Raw genomic sequence first — 16,519 nt, 5'->3', positions numbered from 1 at the left:
TCAGCTGGGTTTTCCACGCACTGCCCCCTATGACGCCGTCCGGACGTGCTACTCGAAAGAGAAGTTCGAGTAGTCGATCCAGTTGTCCGATCTCTGCGCGAATCCGGACAAGTTGCTCGCCAATGCAACACTGGGTTGAACCTGCGCGATGAAGACGATCGGAGACTGTTCCAGGTAGATCGTCTCCGCGACGTTCCACGCCTGGCCCGCTTCGTCGGACAAGGCGTCCGGCAACGCATTTCCAGCCGCCAATGCGTCGTAGAACGGCTCGAACTCCCAGTCGGCGAAGTTGTTGCTGGAATCCTGCGCTGTGTAGACCAGTAGCTCGTACGGAGGCGTCAGCGTGATCGCATAGTCTCGCAGGAGGAATGCCTGAGAGGTGTGATTGCTGCGCTGGTCCGCGAACTGCGAAGCGGGCATCTGCTCGATCTGCACATCGAATCCGCCCTCACGAGCAGCGGTTTGAATCTGAAGCGCTGCTTCCCTGGTATCCGGATCGGCCGCGCTGACAGCCAACGCGAACGAAACTCCGTCCGGAAATCCTGCTTCCGCCAGCAACTCTCGTGAGCGAGCCGGATCGTACGTGTAGTCAGGTTGCCCCTCGTTGGTGTAACCAGGCGCATCCTGCAACAGGAATCCCGATCCCTGACGAATTGCGAGCCCGCGATAGACGCTTTCGATGATCTGTTCGTACGGTGTCGCGTACGACATCGCCTGCCGGACGAGTGGGTTGTCGAACGGCGCCTTGTTGGTCACCAGGGGCATCATCAAGAACGTGTTGGGGTTGTCCACCTCGGGGATGAAGACGTTCGGATCATCCTGGAGTGCAGCGGAATCCGCCGGGGTGATGGATTCCGCCAGCTGGGCATCGCCATTGCGTACCGCATTGGCCCTCGTCCCCGGGTCGGCAACGATCTGAACGTTGACGGTCTCGATCGGCGCCTTCCCCAGAATCCAGTCCTCACGCGCCTGCATCACCACCTGCACACCGGGCGTATACGAGGTGACCTCGTACGGCCCGAATCCATAGTTGGGATTCTCGGTGGTCCACGTAACGGCGTAGGGATCCTCCGGGGTGACGTGTTCCTGGAGCAACGTGCTGTCGAAGATCTGTCCGCACAGATCCGACATCAGCGCAAGAAACGTTGCACCCAGACCGGCTTGCGGGATGGTGAAAGACACCGTCCGATCGTCTATCTTCTTTATCTGCTCGACAGGGTCGGTGATCGAAGGCGCCATGACTCCGGGAACCACGGACGTCGCGGTGTTGAACTTGCGCTCGAACGACCAAATCACATCGTCGGCGCTCAGGGTGTTGCCGGCCGCGCTGACTGCTTCTTTCAGCGTGAAGGTATAGGTCAGACCGTCCTCGCTGACCTCGTAGTCCTCGGCGAGGTAGGGCTCGTACGTGTACAGATCCTGCTGCTGCGCCCCTTCCTGTGCGCTGTCGACGTACGGTTTGCGGACGAGAGTCGCATGCAGGTTGTTGGCCTGCTCGTACCCTCCGAACCCGTTGTCGAGAGACCAGGTGATTCCGGTGTCGGGGGAAACGATGCTCAGGGTTTCTCCGGTGTCGCCTCCGTCGGCGGTGTTGTTGGACGCCGACGAACAACCGGTTACCGCCAGCGAAGCGGCAAGAGCCACACCGGCGAGCCGTAGCCGCGACCTCTTCCAGATCGGACTTCGAGGTGAATTGGGCATCATGAAGGGACTCTCCTAGGCTGAGATGGGTAGCGAATGCTGAGATTGATCGAATACAGTTGCGTCGGTTCAGCTTTCACGGTCGAACAACTGCCGACCGACAGCGCTGACAGCGAACACGGTCACCGCAATGGCGACCGCGGGGAACAGCGCGGACCACCAGCGTCCGGCTGCCGCCGAGGACGCACCTGTCGAGATCATCGTTCCCCACTCCGGTGTGGGTGGTTGAAGACCGACTCCGAGGAACCCGAGGCCAGCGGTCAGAACGATTGCCGAACCGAACACCAACGATGCGTTCTCGAGAGCGGGCCAACTGGAATTGGGCAGTACGTGGCGGGTGATCAGCGCCCATTCTCGCTCACCGGAGATCCTGGCCGCATCGAGAAATGCCTCTCCCCGTACTCGAAGCACCTCGGTACGGACCAATCTGGCCTGATTCGGCAACAACACAACGGTCAGGGCAACTGTGATCGACAGGACCGACGATCCGAAAAACGCAATCAACACCAGTCCGATGACAATTGCAGGTACGGCCTGGACGAGATCCAAAGCACGCGAGGACGCCCGAGCGACGAGCCCGACGGGTCCTCGCCTCGATTCGTTCATCCCGATCGTCAATCCGAGGACGATTCCCATACCGGTGGCCGCCACCGTCGTGAGCAATCCGATCATCAGGTTGTTCCTGGCAGCGGCGACTGTCCGCGAGAACACGTCGAGACCAGCGGAGTCGGTGCCGAACCAGTGCGCTGCGCTGGGCGCAATGTCTGGCAGCGCGACGACATCCCTGGTGCTGTAGGGCACGAAGAACGGTCCGAGGAGCGCGATTACCAGAATCAACGCCGCGGGCAACAGACCGAGCAACATCGATCTCGACAAGGTGCGGCGCTGCACCGGTGGCGTTGCATCGGGACCGAGCTCGACTGCCTTGGGGTGCCCACTCGGCTCGGATGACGCCGGATCCAGGGAGAGCGTCATGTCAGCTACCTTCCGCTTGCACGCCGGGACGCCGTCTCGGATCGAGCAGCATGTTCACGATGTCGACGAAGAAGAACACCACCAGTGAAACAGCGGCGACGATGATCAGAAATCCCTGCAGTGCCACGAAATCCGATCGAGTCACCGCCTGTACTGCGTACTCACCCATACCCGGCATCGCAAACAACTGCTCCACGATCACCGCTCCGCCGAGCATGAATCCGAAGATCGTGCCGAACATTGCCACCGTCGACGGGAGCGCCCGTCGGGCGATGCTGAGCAGCACCATTGTGTTCGAAGCACCCGACGCTATTCGGAACTTCGTCGCTTGCGCGTCCTTCGATTGTTCGAGAGATCTGATGAACAGCTTCAACAACATCGGCGCGTACGCGATCACGAGAACCGCGACCGGTAGCCACAGATGAGCGACCATCGACTGCATCAGGATCAGGTCGCTGGAAAGCAGCGCGTCCACGAACGGTAGGCCAGTCACTCTCGGAGGTGCATTCAGTAGCGAGTCGTAGCGTCCGATCGGCGCCGGTGACCACTGCAGTACCGAGTAGAAGAGGAAGATTCCGGCTACCCCGAGACAGAAATCGGGGACTGCGCCCGCGGCTCTGGCGTACGCCGCCACAACCCGCGAGAACGGGTTGCGAGGTTTGGTGACCACGAAGTATCCCAATGCCAGCGTCAGCACCGATGACACAACCATCGCCATCAACGCCAGCTCCAGTGTCTCGGGTAGGCGCCGCGTCATCTCGTCGAGCACTCCGGCTCCGTTGATGATCGAGTTGCCGAAGTCGAGCGTGAGAATGTTGCCCAGGAACGTGGTCAGCTGGGAGAACACGCTCCCTGTCAGACCCAGTGATTCGCGCGCAGCATCGTACTGTTCCGGCGTCATGGTCTGGCCGCCGGAAATTGTGCGTACCGGGTCCCCGGGGATCATGCGGACCACGAAGAAGACCGCTATCGCGAACAAGAAGACGTGCACTGGCAGGAACGCCAGCCTGCGCATCCACCAGCCGTTGTTGCGCACCAATGTCCTCACGCCGCCGCCCCCGACGTCGTCCGATAAGCGCCGACCAGGCGTCGCGTGTAGGGATGCTCACTGGCGAATATGACCTGCTGCACCGAACCCTGTTCGACTATTCGGCCCTGGTACATGACGATCAGCTCATCGCAGATGAACGCCGTCGCCGGCAATCCGTGCGATACGAACACCAAACCGGCATCGCTCTTCTCGCAGTGCTCCTTGAGGAGGTTGAGCACTGCGCCCTGCACCGATACGTCCAATGCAGAAACCGCTTCGTCGCAGACGATGAGCTTGGGGCCGACCACCAGCGCACGTGCTATCGAAAAGCGTTGCCGCTGACCGCCGGATACCTGATGGGGCTTCCGATCTGCCAGCATCGGATCGATGCTGAGCGAGGCCAGCATCTCGTTCACCTTCTCATCGGCGTCTCTTGTGGACATCTCCAGCAGCTCGAGCAGTGGCCGACGAATGCCATCTCTCAAGGTTCGACGTGGATCGAAGGACGAGGACGTATCCTGGGCGACGAGTTGCACATTGCGGCGAAACTCCCGCAGATCGCCCCTCTTCAACGACGCCATCTCACGTCCCCGGTACGTCACCGATCCAGAGCTGGCGGACTCGAGTCCCATCAGCATCCGCACCAGTGTCGACTTGCCGGATCCGGATTCACCGACGATGCCGAGCCGGCTCGTCGAATCGACCAGTAACGACACATCCTCCACTGCAACGTGTTCGGCACCAGACCTGCCGGCGAATACTTTTCGTACATCGGTGAACTGAATGGTTGCTTCGTCGTTCATGTTCTCACTCCCACATAGGTGTTCATGGTGGGGAGACGTTCGAGCAGAGCCGAATCGAGCGTCGGGATGCACGCCAGTAGACCCTGGGTGTAGGGATCTTGCGCAGCCTCGGCAATCGTCGCCGAGGGCAGTTCCTCGACCACCCGTCCGGACTTCATCACCACGGTTCGGTGCGTGAACTCACTGCACAGTGCGATGTCGTGGCTCACCACCAGCATCGCGGTATCGAATTCCTCTGCCAGCGAGACCATCAGCTGCATCAGCTCCCGTGAGAGTGTCGCATCGAGCGCACTGGTCGGTTCGTCGGCGATCAACAGCGCCGGCTTCGCGCACAGTGCCAGCGCGATCATCACGCGCTGACGCATGCCACCGGACAGTTCGTACGGCCGCGACCGCAACACGCGATCTGTGTCGTGCAGACCGACCTTGTTCAACCACACTGCAGCCTCGGCGTCGGCTGCCCTTCTCGACAACTTCGCATTGTTGCGTATTACCGAGCGCATTTGACTGCCGATCTTCCACACCGGGTCCAATGAGGTCATTGCGTCCTGGAAGACCACAGCGATCCCTGGAATTCGAACAGGGAGAACCGACTTCGGTCTGGAATTCAAATCGGTTGTGCCGAATGTCATTCTCTCGACACTCACCTGCGCTGCTGGATCGAGAAAACCGGCAATTGCCATAGCGGAGTTCGTTTTTCCCGAACCGGATTCGCCGACGATGGCAACCCTCTCACCGGGGTCCATGGTCAGCGAGAAACTCTCGACGGCAGTGAACAGGCCAGTGGGCGTCGGGTACACAACGGTGAGGTCGGCCACTTCGAGCAGGGCAGATGCTCCGTGCGCCTCGTCACCGGACTCGACCGCCACGCGTTCCCTTGTGAGTATGGACATCCGAACTCGATTCCTTCGATGCGAAATTGGCGTACACAAAACCTAACGAAGCAGTGTTTCTATAACCGGAATGCATGTAACCGGCCGATTACGCCGGATTCGTCCGGTTCAGAAGTCCATCAAATTCTCACGGAACGTTTTGTGAGCGTATCCGTCCCGAATGAGCCCACGCCTACGCAACTCGGGGGCCAACCCGTCGCACACCTCGGCAATGGAACGGCGTGTGACATCGGGGTACATCAGGAACCCATCACCACCCGCTTCCTCCATCGCGTCCTGCATCTGCGAGGCCACACTGTCGGCGGTGCCGATGAAGTCCATTCCGTAATTGCTCGGCCCCTCGACGAGGTCCCGGAGAGTGATCTCCGCGGATCCTTCCAGCCATGCCTTGGCTGTAGTGGTCTCCCCATTGCCTAGTTCCTGCGGCACAGGTCCGTCCAGGTCGAATTTCGAGTAGTCGACCACTCCGCCGGAGACGTACGAGAGGTACCACAACCGCTTCTCGATGTTTCGCGGATCCGATTTCGACTGGTCGAACCGATCGAAGCGCGCTTGCGCCTCCGCCTGGGTATCGGCCAGGTAGGGCACCGTCATGAACAGGATCTTCAAGTCCTGAGGCTTCCGGCCGTGGGCCAGCAGACGTTGATCCATATCCTTGCGGAGCGCCTTCATCTGATCCGGGGACTTCGCCAGCGCCAACATGGTGTCGGCATGCTTGGCTGCGAGTTCACGGCCCGGTGTCGAGTTTCCGGCCTGTGCCACCACCGGTCTGCGCTGGGGACCGGGAATGGTGTTCAGCGGGCCTCGGCAACGAAAGTACTTTCCCTCGAAGTCGACTGTGTGCACCTTGGTGTGGTCGGCATACCGAGGAGTCTGTTGATCGTGTACCAGCGCGTCCGGTTCCCAGGACTCCCACAGAAGGCTGACCAGTTCCATCCATTCCTCGGCCATCGCGTAACGCTCAGCATGATCGAAATGCTTGTCGTACCCGAAATTCTGGGCGACCCGATGCGTCACCGATGTCACGACGTTGACGCCGACACGGCCGCGTGTCAGATGGTCGAGCGTGGCCATCGATCGCGCCGCCAGGAAAGGCGGGTACTGAATGGTCGACATCGTCGCCACCACACCGATGTGCTCGGAGGCCGATGTCAGCAGTGGCACGAGTGGAACCGGATCGTTCTTCGGTGCCATGAGTCCGTACTTCAGTGTCGTCTCCATCGATCCGCCGTAGGTGTCCTCGACCATGGACGTGTCCTCGATGAACAGCAGGTCGAACCCAGCACGCTCGAGCGAGGTGGTCAGATCGACATACAAGCCCGGTTGAGTCCAGTCCGTCATGGACCGCCCAGCCCAATCGCCATACCACGGCTGCATACCGAAACCGTTTCCCAGAAACCATCCGAGTCTGAACACTGTTGTCTCCTTTGTAGATTCAGTCAGAACGAGCGAAGGTTGTCGCGAAAATGCGGGTGTGAATATCCGTTGCGCAACAGTCCTCTTCGACGTAGCGCTGGGCAGAGTCCCTCGGTGATCTCACGGATGTACTCGCGCGAGGTGGGCTGAGACAGGAACATGAAACCGTCACCGCCGACATAGTCCATCGCCTCGTCCATCTGCTCGGCGATGCTGTCGGGCGTACCGACGAGCTCCATGCTGTGCACCCGCATAGCCGAGGCCGCATCCTTGATGGACCGTCCGCCGAAAGCTTCCTTCCAGCCCTCGAACGTGCCTTGATGACCATTGGTGCTCACGTCGTCGGGGATCGGCAGATCCGGATCGAGAACCGAGAAGTCGATTTCCATGATGGCTGCGAAGTGGACCATCTGCGCCTCGAAGTTCCGCTGCTTGTCGGCCAGGAACGCAGCCTTCTTCGCCTCTGCCTCCGCCATGGTCTTTCCGATGACTGGTTGCACCACGAAGAACACTTTGACGTCATCCGGATTTCGACCGAACGACTCCGCTCGCGCGCGAATGTCGTCGCGGTAGGCCTTCATCCCATCGAGACCATTTGGAATGCAGAGCAGCATATCGGCATTCTTGGCCGCGAATGCCCGCCCTCTGGGGGATGCTCCTGCCTGACAGATAACCGGCTTGTGTTGCGGACTACGCGGCGTATTGAGCGGACCACGAACCGAAAAGTACTCGCCCTTATGGTGAATCGGTGCGACCTTGGTGTGATCTGCGTAGTAACCCGACACCGGGTCGGCGAGAATCGCTTTCTCTTCCCAGGAATTCCATAGTGCCGTGACAACCTCGACGAACTCTTCGGCGATGTCGTATCGCTTGTCGTGCAACGGAAGTTTGTCCATACCGAAGTTCTGAGCAGCACGGTCCTCACTGGAGGTGACGATGTTCCACCCCACCCGGCCGCGAGTTACGTGGTCGAGAGTCGAGAAAGCCCGCGCCAAGAGATAAGGCGGGTAGAACGTCGTCGAGGCAGTGGCAACGATGCCGATGTGCTCGGTCGCGTATGCCAACATCGACACCACCGGAACAGGGTCGAGCTTCGGCGCGTAGATCGCGTGCTTGAGTTCGAGTTCCGCTGTGCCCGCGTAAATATCGGACACCATGAGCGAATCCTCCAACATCATGAAATCGAATCCGGCGCGCTCCATGTCCTGCACCATGTCGACGTAGTACCGAGCATCGGTCCACGTCAGTGCGTCCTCGGACCAACCGGTACGCCACTCGGGAGTGGTGAGATTTCCGAACCAACCGAGCCTGAACGGTTGTGCACCCATGAACGAGCCTCCAAACATGTCGAGCGCCGACCAACCGGCCGTGCCTGTGTACGAATGCAATGAAATCGGTACCGCGTGTCACATCCGAGACACCGGCGTACCGGGTTGATTAAGCGGGTTCGCAGCTGAAGCAAGCCTTGCTTGAACTGCAGAAACGCGCTGCCCGATCCGCATGTCCGCCGCGGCGAGCATCGCCAGGACTCCGCACGAGAGGCCGTAGAAGCCCACAATCGCGATCGTGCCGTTTCGAATGCCCCAGAACGAGGCGGTCGCGCCGGCTCCCAACGCGAAAACTCCTGCAACGGAGTAACACACACAGGAGTATGCTGATGCGGTCCGCCCCTGTGCCACCGCACCGAGGCCGCGTGAGAGCACACGCAAGCCGGTCGCGAACGATGGCGCCTGGCCCAGACCGGACAGCAGGCATCCAGCAAGAACAACCCACAGGTTGCCGTAGGCAATCCCTGCGGCAACGACAATCGCCCCGGCCGTCAGAATCGACAGTCCAATCCACAACGGAACCACGACACCTCGACTGTTCAAGGTCAACTGAGTCACTGCCGCGGCAACCAAACAGACGATGCCGGACAGTGCTGCCACCGACAACGACTCGACGCGAGCAGCCTCGACGAGCGCCACCGGAAGGGTTCCTACCGCGAGTGCTCCTGCAATCCAACCGCTGGCTCCGCCCGCATACGCGGTCACAGTGGTCGACCAACGTCGACGCGGACCGGAGTCCACGTCCGTTTGCGGAACCCGCAGCGCAAGCCGAAGCGCAGAACGCCGCCGCACGAGTGCCACCATCAACGCCGCTGATGCAGCAAGGCACAGGCCAAGGTGCACGTAGTAGATCGTCCGCCCCGGCATCGGTGCCCATGCGACGACGCAAACCGAGAGAATCAATCCGAGGCACCCACCCAGAATCGACACCGAGGCGATCATGGCGCGGCCCCGCTCACCACCTCCTACCAGCATCAACGCAGCGGCTGGTCCGGTCGCGAGAGCGACGGCCGCACCGGTGACGACCCGGCCGACGTACAACAGAGTCGGGTCGTCGTCGATCGCGAGGAACATCAGATCTGCACTGGCACCAAGCCCGACCGCGAACGGAAGCAGCATTCGGGCGAAGCGTGTCAGTCGAGTTCTGGCCAGCAACGCCAGGACTGCGACGAGACCGACGAAGTATGCGCTGAAGGCGAAGGCCACGTTCAGCGGTGACATTCCGAGTTCGGCCCGATAGCCGGGAAGCAACGGAGTCGGTGCGTTGGACCCGAGTATGACCACGAAGAACGCAAAGGCCGAGGCCGGCATGAGCAACCGTGAGGCGAAATCTACGCGTCGATCCTTAGAAGGAGCGCAGGTTGTCACGAAAGGTCCTGTGTCCGAATCCTGTTCGAATCAGGCCGCGGCGACGAAGCTCCGGACAAAGACCTTCGGTGATATCCGAGATGTAAGACCTGCTGGGGGGCTGAGAGAGAAACATGAAGCCGTCGCCACCGACGTACTCCATGGCCTCGTCCATCTTGTCCGCAATCGTCGTAGGACTGCCGATCAGTTCCAGACTCGCGATACGCATCGCGGAGGCTGCGTCTCGAATCGATCGATCACCGAACACCTTTTTCCAGATCGCGAACTGCCCCTGATGCCCGTTCGTGGTGACGTCCTCGGGAATCGGTAGATCGGGGTCCAGTACCGAGAAGTCTATTTCCATGGTTGCCGCGAAATTGCACATCTGAAACTCGAAGTTGTGCTGTCCATCCGCCAGGAACTCTTCGTACTTGGCCTGCGCCTCGGCATCGGTCCGCCCAACTATCGGTGCCACCACGAAGAACACCTTCACCTCGTCCGGATCACGGCCAGCCTCTGCAGCGCGCTCACGAATATCGTCTCGGTAGTTCTTCATCTCCTCGAGCCCGTTCGGAATCGTCAGCAGCATGTCGGCATTGCGTGCGGCGAAATCTCGTCCTTTCGGGGAGGACCCCGCCTGACAGATGACCGGCTTACCTTGGGGGCCGCGCGGAGTGTTGAGCGGTCCACGAACATCGAAGAACTCACCGCGGTGATGAATGGGATTCACCTGAGTATGGTCGGCGTAGTAACCGCTCACCGGGTCCGCCACTATTGCTTTTTCGGTCCACGACTCCCAAAGCTTGGTAGTCACCTCGAGAAACTCTGCGGCAACGTCGTACCGGCGATCGTGCTCCGGAATCTCGTCCATCCCGAAATTCTGAGCCGCACGATCCTCACTCGAGGTGACCACGTTCCAGCCCACGCGACCGCGCGTCACATGGTCTAGGGTCGCGAAGGCGCGGGCCAGCAAGTACGGCGGATAGAACGTCGTCGACGCGGTCGCGACTATTCCGATGTGCTCGGTAGCGTAGGCAAGCATGGAGACCACCGGCACCGGATCCAGCTTGGGCGCGTACACGGCATGTTTGAGCTCGAGTTCGGCGGTTCCCGCATAGATGTCGGGCACCATCAGGGAATCTTCGAGCATCATGAAGTCGAACCCGGCGCGCTCCATCGCGCGGACCATATCGACGTAGAACCGTGCGTCCGTCCACGTCGTGGCGTCCTCGGACCACCCGCTGCGCCAGTTCGGTGCAGTCAGGTTTCCGAACCATCCCAACCTGAAGGGTGCCGCGGTCATCGCGTTCCGCCGGAACTGAGGGACCAACCGAGATGAATCATCGCGCTCCTGTCGATTCTCGAGGACGGCCTCGATCGGCCGCAGACCACAGTTCAGTCGCAACTCGAGTCCAAACGATGTCCGACGGTTGACGCATCCATTGCGCACCTTCTTCTCGCTACGACGAGGCCCCGACGATGCCTCGAGCTGCACTGTCTCGACCGCGAGTCGCCGGAGCGACCTCCTCAACGCCGACCCAAAGGTTCTCCTCAGCTCTTGGCGCTACTTTGGAGCAATGAGGTTTTTCGCTGCGGGACTGATGCTCTGCGTCCTGCTCGTCGGCTGCACCAGCGGGACGGCCGAGGACGGCGGCGAGAGCACCGACACCGCGAACTCCGATGTCGACACAGTGCAGACCTCCAGCGCACCCCCCGCCCCAGTCGAAGTACCGGTCGGCGACGTCGGCACGATGTTCGTCTCGACCTCCGACCTGGTACGCGCCATGCCGACACCGTTCGAATCCTGGAGCCACATCTCCCCCAACACCATCGCCATCCACTTCGTCACCGGCACGCCCGAGTGCTATGGCGCCGAGGCCCACGTCACCGAGACCGACTCCGAGGTGATCATCGCGCTGCACACCGGCACCCTTCCCGAGGCCGCCGACAAGGCCTGCATCATGGTGGCTGTCTACGGAACGATGCAGATGACACTGAAATCGCCGCTCGGAGATCGCACGATCGTCAACGCAGCGTGGGGTAATCCCTAGTAGCCTTACTGGGGTGAGCGAACAGCTACCCGAACCGCAACGCGCCAGTGTTCGAGCCGCCGACGCAGACCGCAACCTCGTCGCGAAGTTGCTCGACAACGCCCTGGCCGATGGCCAGCTCACCATCACCGAATACGACGAACGCACCGCGGCGGCGTACCGCGCGAAGACCTACGGCGAGCTCGATGTACTGACCGCGGATCTTGCATTGACTCCGCCCGAAACGTCCCAGTACACGGCCAGCGGACCCGGTACGGACCGAGCCATCGCGATCATGAGCGGTTTCGAGCGCAAGGGCGAGTGGACCGTCGCACCGAGGATCGACGCGTTCGCATTCTGGGGCGGCGGCGAACTCGATCTACGTCGAGCACGCTTCTCGGCCCGCGAGGTAACGATCAATTGCGTCGCCATCATGGGCGGAATCGACATCATCGTCCCACCGAACATCGGCGTCGAAGTCCGCGGCATGGGAATCATGGGCGGATTCGACCACCTCAGCCAGACGGGCGCCCCGCACGCTCCACACGTCATCATCACCGGCTTCGCATTCTGGGGCGGCGTCGGAATCAAAGCCAAACCCTAGCTTTTGCGGCGCTTCAAGTAGTCGCTCACCACGGCGGCCCCGAGCCCGTCGAGATCCGGCGCAATGACACGTCCCCCGACACGCTCGGCCATTCGGTCGACCACACGGGCGAGACCCGGATCGTCGCCCAGCCTGAAAATGGTCACCTGCGCGCCGAGCTTGGCGATGGTGTCCAACTCACGGACCGTCAGTCCGAGCGTGCGCGCCGACGGCGGATAGTCGAAGTAGGCTTGCCCATTCGGTTCCAGATGCGCCGTCGGCTCCCCGTCGGTGACGATCAGCACCACCGGCTGCGAATTCGGATGCCGCCGCAGATGCCGCGCAGCCAACAGCAATGCGTGATGCAGATTGGTGCCCTGGTCGTACGCGCCATCGAGACCCGCCAGCTCCGAGGCCGTCAGCTTCCGGGCGTGACGGCCGAAGCCGATCAACTGCAGGTCGTCGCCCCGAAACCTGGTGCTCACCAAGTGGTTCAGCGCAAGCGCCGTCCGCTTCATCGGCACCCAGCGCCCGTCCATCACCATCGAGAACGACGTGTCGACCAGCAACGCCACCGCCGCCTGAGTGCGAGTTTCGGTCTCACTGATCTCGACATCGGTCACCTGCAACTGGACGGGAAACGTCTCACCCGCGGCGGCCGTACGAAGTACCGCATTGTTGACGGTACGAGTGACATCCCACGGTTCGGTATCGCCGAACTCCCAGGCACGCGAGGCCCCCGTCGGCTCCCCCATCGCACCGGCCTTGCGCGTATCACGCTCGCCGCCGCGTCGGGAAAGCTTGCCGGCAACGTCCTTCAACGCGGACTGGCCGAGTTGTCGCATCGCCTTCGGTGACAACCGCCACTGCCCGTCGGCGCCGCGGTCCATGAAACCTTGCTCCTGCAGCGCTTTTTCGAGTTCCGCGAGCATCCGCGCATCTGCCGCGGCTTCCGGGCCGAGCTGCTTCAGTAATGCGTCGGCGTCGATATCGTCGAGCGCAGCCCCGTTGTACTGCTGCGAAAGCTGATTGCCCAGGTTCTCCAAGTCGGCGATGTCCTGCAGCGCACCGGTTCCGTCGCCGAGCCCCATGCCGTTCTCACCGCGGAAGTTCTGCGAACCGTCCCAATCCTCACCGGGCCTGGCCTGCTGCAGGTTCTGGTCGAGTTGATCGAGCTGCTGCAGAAGGTTCGAGTCGCCGAAAGCCTGTTGCGCCAACGCGTCGAGCTCGGCGCGTTGCTCCGGGCTCAGACTGTTGCGGAGCCGTTGCGCCGCCGCCGCACGCTCGGCCAGGGAGTCGAGCAGCTCGTCCACATTCTGTGGATTCTCCGGGAAATGTTGCCCGTGCTTGCGCATGAACTCCGCGAAGTCATCCTCGGAGTCCTCGCCCCGATTGTGCTTGGCAAGAAGCTCGTTGAGGTCTTTCAGCATCTCGCTGATGGCCTGACGATCCTCATCCGTCGCCCCTTCGAGCGCCTTCTTCATCCCCGCGAACCGCTGATCGAGCATCTCGCGTCCGAGCAGATCCTTGATCTTCTCGTAGTTCTCGCGCCCTTCCGAGGACCGCCAGTCGTAGTCCGCAAGCTCCTGGACGGCCTGAGCAGTCGACGGCGACAGGTCACCGATCTGCATCTCCTGGAACCGCGCGTCGTCGTCGAGGGCTCTGGCGAGCGCCTTGCGTTCGGAGAGCACTGCCTTGTCGAGAAGCTCACGCACTTCCTGCAGCGTGCCGTCGAGGTTGTTCTTCTTCAACAGCTCTCGGCGACGCCTGGCAGCCTGGGCCGCCAGATCGTCGAGCCCCCTCATGTTTCGGGTGCCGCGCCGAAGCATCTCCTGCATCGCACGACGCGGCGACGCCCCCTCGAGCACGTCGTTGCCGATGGATTCGAGCGCTTCCCGCAAATCGATCGGTGGAGCCAGCGGATCAGGCCCACCGTGATAACGCCCGTATCTGCTGGCCGACATCAGCTGTACACCGTCTGACCGTCGTCATCGGGGTCCTTGGCTATCCGACGGGCCAGGTACAGCCCCTCCAACGCAAGTTCGATCGCCGACGCCCGCTCACCGTCGGAGGACGCATCCAGACGTGAGGCGATCTCACCGAGGACCTCCAGGTCGGGGAGCTCGTCGAGCAACGCCTTCGCAGTGACGCGGTCACCCGTCACCACGGGCTTGCCCTCCTCGACCGCCGTCACCAGCGGGGCCAGATCGATGCCTCCGAGTCGCTCGCGCACGGTGTCGGCGGTCGCGCGGCGCAACAGGTGTTCGAGAACCTCCACCTCGCGGTCTTCCTCGCCGGACTCGAACTCCACCTTGCCGCGCAGGACCTCGATGATGGTGCCCAGATCCACGGGCCGAGCTACCGCATCCCCCTCACCGAGAACCGCGGCGCGATGGGTCGCCGCAGCGGCGATCGTCTCGGCAGCGGCGATCGCGAAGCGAGCGGACACACCCGAACGCTGATCCACCGACGGCGAATCCCGAAGCAACCGTGTGAACCGCGCCAGAACCTCGAGCAGGTACGACGGCACGTTTGCCTGCAGGTTCGCTTCCTGCTCGATGACCGAGATCTCGTCGTCGAGCACATGCGGGTAGTGCGTGCGGATCTCAGCACCGAAGCGGTCCTTGAGCGGAGTGATGATGCGACCACGGTTGGTGTAGTCCTCGGGATTCGCGCTGGCGACGAGGACGACATCGAGTGGCAGGCGCAGCGTGTAGCCGCGAACCTGAATGTCCCGCTCCTCCATGACGTTGAGCAGCGACACCTGGATGCGCTCGGCCAGGTCGGGCAGCTCGTTGATCGCGACGATACCGCGGTGACTGCGGGGCACGAGCCCGAAGTGAATGGTCTCCGGGTCGCCCAGACTGCGTCCCTCGGCGACCTTGACGGGATCGACATCGCCGACGAGGTCCGCCACCGACGTATCCGGTGTCGCCAACTTCTCCGCGTACCGCTCGCTGCGGTGACGCCAGGTGATCGGCAGGTCGTCTTTCAGTTCCTCGGCCTTGCGGATGCTCGCCGGGATGATGGGTTCGTATGGGTGCTCGCCGAGCTCGGAACCGGCGATGACCGGAGACCACTCGTCGAGCAGCAGGTTCAGTGTGCGCAGCAATCGCGTCTTGCCCTGGCCGCGTTCGCCGAGCAGAACAACGTCGTGACCAGCGAGAATCGCGCGTTCGAATTGTGGGAGAACAGTCTTGTCGAAGCCGAGGATCCCCGGCCACGCACTCCTGCCCTCGCGTAGAGCGTCGAGCAGATTTTCCCGGAGTTCGTCCTTGACGGAACGCTGCACGTGTCCGGACGCGCGCAACTCGCCGACTGTGGTGATGCCAGGTTGAGTAGAGGTCACCTACCCAAGCTACGAGCGTTCGCACATTTGTGCACCCCTGGCGAGTTCGCACTTGTGCAGACATCTGTGCGGCACAGGTCTGCACAAGTGCGAACTCGTCAGACCGGTGCGCCCGCGGAGCGCAACTTCGCCAGTACCCGGGCGACAATCTCGTGCGGACGCATCCGGAGCTGCTCGGAGTTGACCCGAATCACCAGCCAGCCTGCCCGCTCGAGCCTGTCGTAGCGCTCAATGTCCCAGGTCCGCTGCTTTTCGGACGTCCAATGTTGAATGCCGTCGTACTCGACGACGACTTTCCATTGCGGCCAACCCAAATCACACCGCGCGAAGACTCGTCCGCTTTCGTCCGACACTCGGATCTGCGTTGACGGTCGCGGAAGCCCTGCATCGATGAGCAGTAGTCGAGTTCTCGTTTCCTGCGGCGATTCCGCTCCGCCGTCGACCAAACTCAGAATGCCCGGCACCGCTACGATCCCACGCATCCCTGGGTATCGGTCGACCAACATCTGCGCGGATTCGACCTGGACTCCCGTTGCGTTCGCCAAAGCGTCGAGCACCTCGATCGCGCGGCTACGCGGAAGCTGGCGGGCGAGATCGAACATCGTCCGCGGCACACTGGTGACAGAGAGTCCCCCGATTCGCTCGATCTCGGACGCGCCGACCCTGTCATACCTGATTCGAAGCCCGCTGAGCTGACGTCTGCGTTCCGGCCAAATCAACTCTGCCGGTGCATCCGGGGCGATCCACTTGGAACCGTGCAACGCAGCAGCCGACATTCCGCACGAAACTACCGCGCTACCGGCGAAAACATGTGCAGCGTGCGCCCTGAGGACCGCGTCTACGACGACCGCATTTCTCACGTAGACGTCGCGATGGATGCGACGAAAATCGTGGGCAAGTTGGTGTCGGGTCAGCTGCCCGCTCCGAACCGCCTGTGAACCCCTGAAGGGATAGTCGCCGTGCACGAACCGACGATGTCAGGGCCGGACCCCACGCCAGGTCACAGAACGGCAACTGTGGATAGTCGCTCGAACTATCCACAGTTGCCCAATTCGCACTTGTGC

14 protein-coding genes are annotated in these 16,519 nt (G+C 61.8%); 2 read left to right on the top strand and 12 right to left on the bottom strand.

Translation table 11 applies throughout. The annotated features are described in order from the left end of the window. Positions 1 to 48: 48 nt before the first annotated feature. The 9 genes from J1M86_RS12700 to J1M86_RS12660 form a co-directional block, all read right to left on the bottom strand. Complete coding sequence (locus J1M86_RS12700; protein WP_206510151.1) at positions 49 to 1,704, bottom strand: ABC transporter substrate-binding protein; 1,656 nt, start codon at positions 1,702 to 1,704, stop codon at positions 49 to 51. A gap of 66 nt (positions 1,705 to 1,770) precedes the next feature. Further along, positions 1,771 to 2,676, bottom strand: coding sequence for an ABC transporter permease (locus tag J1M86_RS12695; RefSeq protein ID WP_206510150.1), 906 nt, complete (start codon positions 2,674 to 2,676; stop codon positions 1,771 to 1,773). 1 nt (position 2,677) lies between these two features. Further along, entirely contained in the window at positions 2,678 to 3,724 is a 1,047-nt protein-coding gene (locus J1M86_RS12690) for an ABC transporter permease (RefSeq protein ID WP_230557562.1), read from the bottom strand. Then, positions 3,721 to 4,509 carry an ABC transporter ATP-binding protein gene (locus J1M86_RS12685; protein WP_206510149.1) on the bottom strand — a complete coding sequence of 263 codons (789 nt, stop codon included), beginning with the start codon at positions 4,507 to 4,509 and terminating at the stop codon, positions 3,721 to 3,723. The genes J1M86_RS12690 and J1M86_RS12685 overlap by 4 nt, the downstream gene beginning before the upstream one ends. Continuing rightward, positions 4,506 to 5,402: an ABC transporter ATP-binding protein gene (locus J1M86_RS12680; RefSeq protein WP_075837279.1), complete on the bottom strand. Its 897-nt coding sequence runs from the start codon at positions 5,400 to 5,402 to the stop codon at positions 4,506 to 4,508. Before J1M86_RS12680 ends, J1M86_RS12685 begins: the two co-directional genes overlap by 4 nt. 108 nt (positions 5,403 to 5,510) lie before the next feature. After that, the gene (locus J1M86_RS12675; protein ID WP_206510148.1) at positions 5,511 to 6,818 is read right to left on the bottom strand and encodes an NtaA/DmoA family FMN-dependent monooxygenase; all 1,308 of its coding nucleotides are present in this window, start codon (positions 6,816 to 6,818) and stop codon (positions 5,511 to 5,513) included. A gap of 23 nt (positions 6,819 to 6,841) precedes the next feature. Next, complete coding sequence (locus J1M86_RS12670; protein ID WP_075837376.1) at positions 6,842 to 8,146, bottom strand: NtaA/DmoA family FMN-dependent monooxygenase; 1,305 nt, start codon at positions 8,144 to 8,146, stop codon at positions 6,842 to 6,844. Positions 8,147 to 8,224: 78 nt separating this feature from the next. Beyond that, the gene (locus J1M86_RS12665; RefSeq protein ID WP_206510147.1) at positions 8,225 to 9,457 is read right to left on the bottom strand and encodes an MFS transporter; all 1,233 of its coding nucleotides are present in this window, start codon (positions 9,455 to 9,457) and stop codon (positions 8,225 to 8,227) included. A gap of 34 nt (positions 9,458 to 9,491) precedes the next feature. Continuing rightward, entirely contained in the window at positions 9,492 to 10,796 is a 1,305-nt protein-coding gene (locus J1M86_RS12660) for an NtaA/DmoA family FMN-dependent monooxygenase (protein WP_206510146.1), read from the bottom strand. 274 nt (positions 10,797 to 11,070) lie between these two features. Here J1M86_RS12660 and J1M86_RS12655 point away from each other — a divergent pair, with 274 nt between their 5' ends. After that, entirely contained in the window at positions 11,071 to 11,544 is a 474-nt protein-coding gene (locus J1M86_RS12655; protein WP_206510145.1) for a hypothetical protein, read from the top strand. 13 nt (positions 11,545 to 11,557) lie between these two features. After that, entirely contained in the window at positions 11,558 to 12,127 is a 570-nt protein-coding gene (locus J1M86_RS12650; protein ID WP_075837283.1) for a DUF1707 domain-containing protein, read from the top strand. Here the strand turns inward: J1M86_RS12650 and J1M86_RS12645 are convergent. From J1M86_RS12645 to J1M86_RS12635, 3 genes are all read right to left on the bottom strand, one after another. Next, the gene (locus J1M86_RS12645) at positions 12,124 to 14,070 is read right to left on the bottom strand and encodes a VWA domain-containing protein (RefSeq protein WP_206510144.1); all 1,947 of its coding nucleotides are present in this window, start codon (positions 14,068 to 14,070) and stop codon (positions 12,124 to 12,126) included. The two genes, J1M86_RS12650 and J1M86_RS12645, sit on opposite strands and share 4 nt — an antisense overlap. Further along, the gene (locus J1M86_RS12640; protein WP_206510143.1) at positions 14,070 to 15,455 is read right to left on the bottom strand and encodes a sigma 54-interacting transcriptional regulator; all 1,386 of its coding nucleotides are present in this window, start codon (positions 15,453 to 15,455) and stop codon (positions 14,070 to 14,072) included. The genes J1M86_RS12645 and J1M86_RS12640 overlap by 1 nt, the downstream gene beginning before the upstream one ends. A gap of 98 nt (positions 15,456 to 15,553) precedes the next feature. Continuing rightward, positions 15,554 to 16,231, bottom strand: a complete 678-nt coding sequence (locus tag J1M86_RS12635) for a DUF559 domain-containing protein (RefSeq protein ID WP_307786626.1) — start codon at positions 16,229 to 16,231, stop codon at positions 15,554 to 15,556. Between the last annotated feature and the right edge of the window lie 288 nt (positions 16,232 to 16,519).

Origin of the sequence: Rhodococcus sp. KRD197, assembly GCF_017168235.1 — a bacterium.
Taxonomy (GTDB): Bacteria; Actinomycetota; Actinomycetes; order Mycobacteriales; family Mycobacteriaceae; genus Rhodococcoides.
This window is presented reverse-complemented; position numbering and strand designations above follow the sequence as displayed.

What these genes read in the sequence shown, in the direction of transcription:
- J1M86_RS12700 (WP_206510151.1), bottom strand. Translation starts at nt 1,704, where the DNA reads ATGATGCCCAATTCACCTCGAAGTCCGATCTGGAAGAGGTCGCGGCTA.
- J1M86_RS12695 (WP_206510150.1), bottom strand. Translation starts at nt 2,676, where the DNA reads ATGACGCTCTCCCTGGATCCGGCGTCATCCGAGCCGAGTGGGCACCCC.
- J1M86_RS12685 (WP_206510149.1), bottom strand. Translation starts at nt 4,509, where the DNA reads ATGAACGACGAAGCAACCATTCAGTTCACCGATGTACGAAAAGTATTC.
- J1M86_RS12680 (WP_075837279.1), bottom strand. Translation starts at nt 5,402, where the DNA reads ATGTCCATACTCACAAGGGAACGCGTGGCGGTCGAGTCCGGTGACGAG.
- J1M86_RS12670 (WP_075837376.1), bottom strand. Translation starts at nt 8,146, where the DNA reads ATGGGTGCACAACCGTTCAGGCTCGGTTGGTTCGGAAATCTCACCACT.
- J1M86_RS12665 (WP_206510147.1), bottom strand. Translation starts at nt 9,457, where the DNA reads ATGCCGGCCTCGGCCTTTGCGTTCTTCGTGGTCATACTCGGGTCCAAC.
- J1M86_RS12660 (WP_206510146.1), bottom strand. Translation starts at nt 10,796, where the DNA reads ATGACCGCGGCACCCTTCAGGTTGGGATGGTTCGGAAACCTGACTGCA.
- J1M86_RS12655 (WP_206510145.1), top strand. Translation starts at nt 11,071, where the DNA reads ATGAGGTTTTTCGCTGCGGGACTGATGCTCTGCGTCCTGCTCGTCGGC.
- J1M86_RS12645 (WP_206510144.1), bottom strand. Translation starts at nt 14,070, where the DNA reads ATGTCGGCCAGCAGATACGGGCGTTATCACGGTGGGCCTGATCCGCTG.
- J1M86_RS12635 (WP_307786626.1), bottom strand. Translation starts at nt 16,231, where the DNA reads ATGTCGGCTGCTGCGTTGCACGGTTCCAAGTGGATCGCCCCGGATGCA.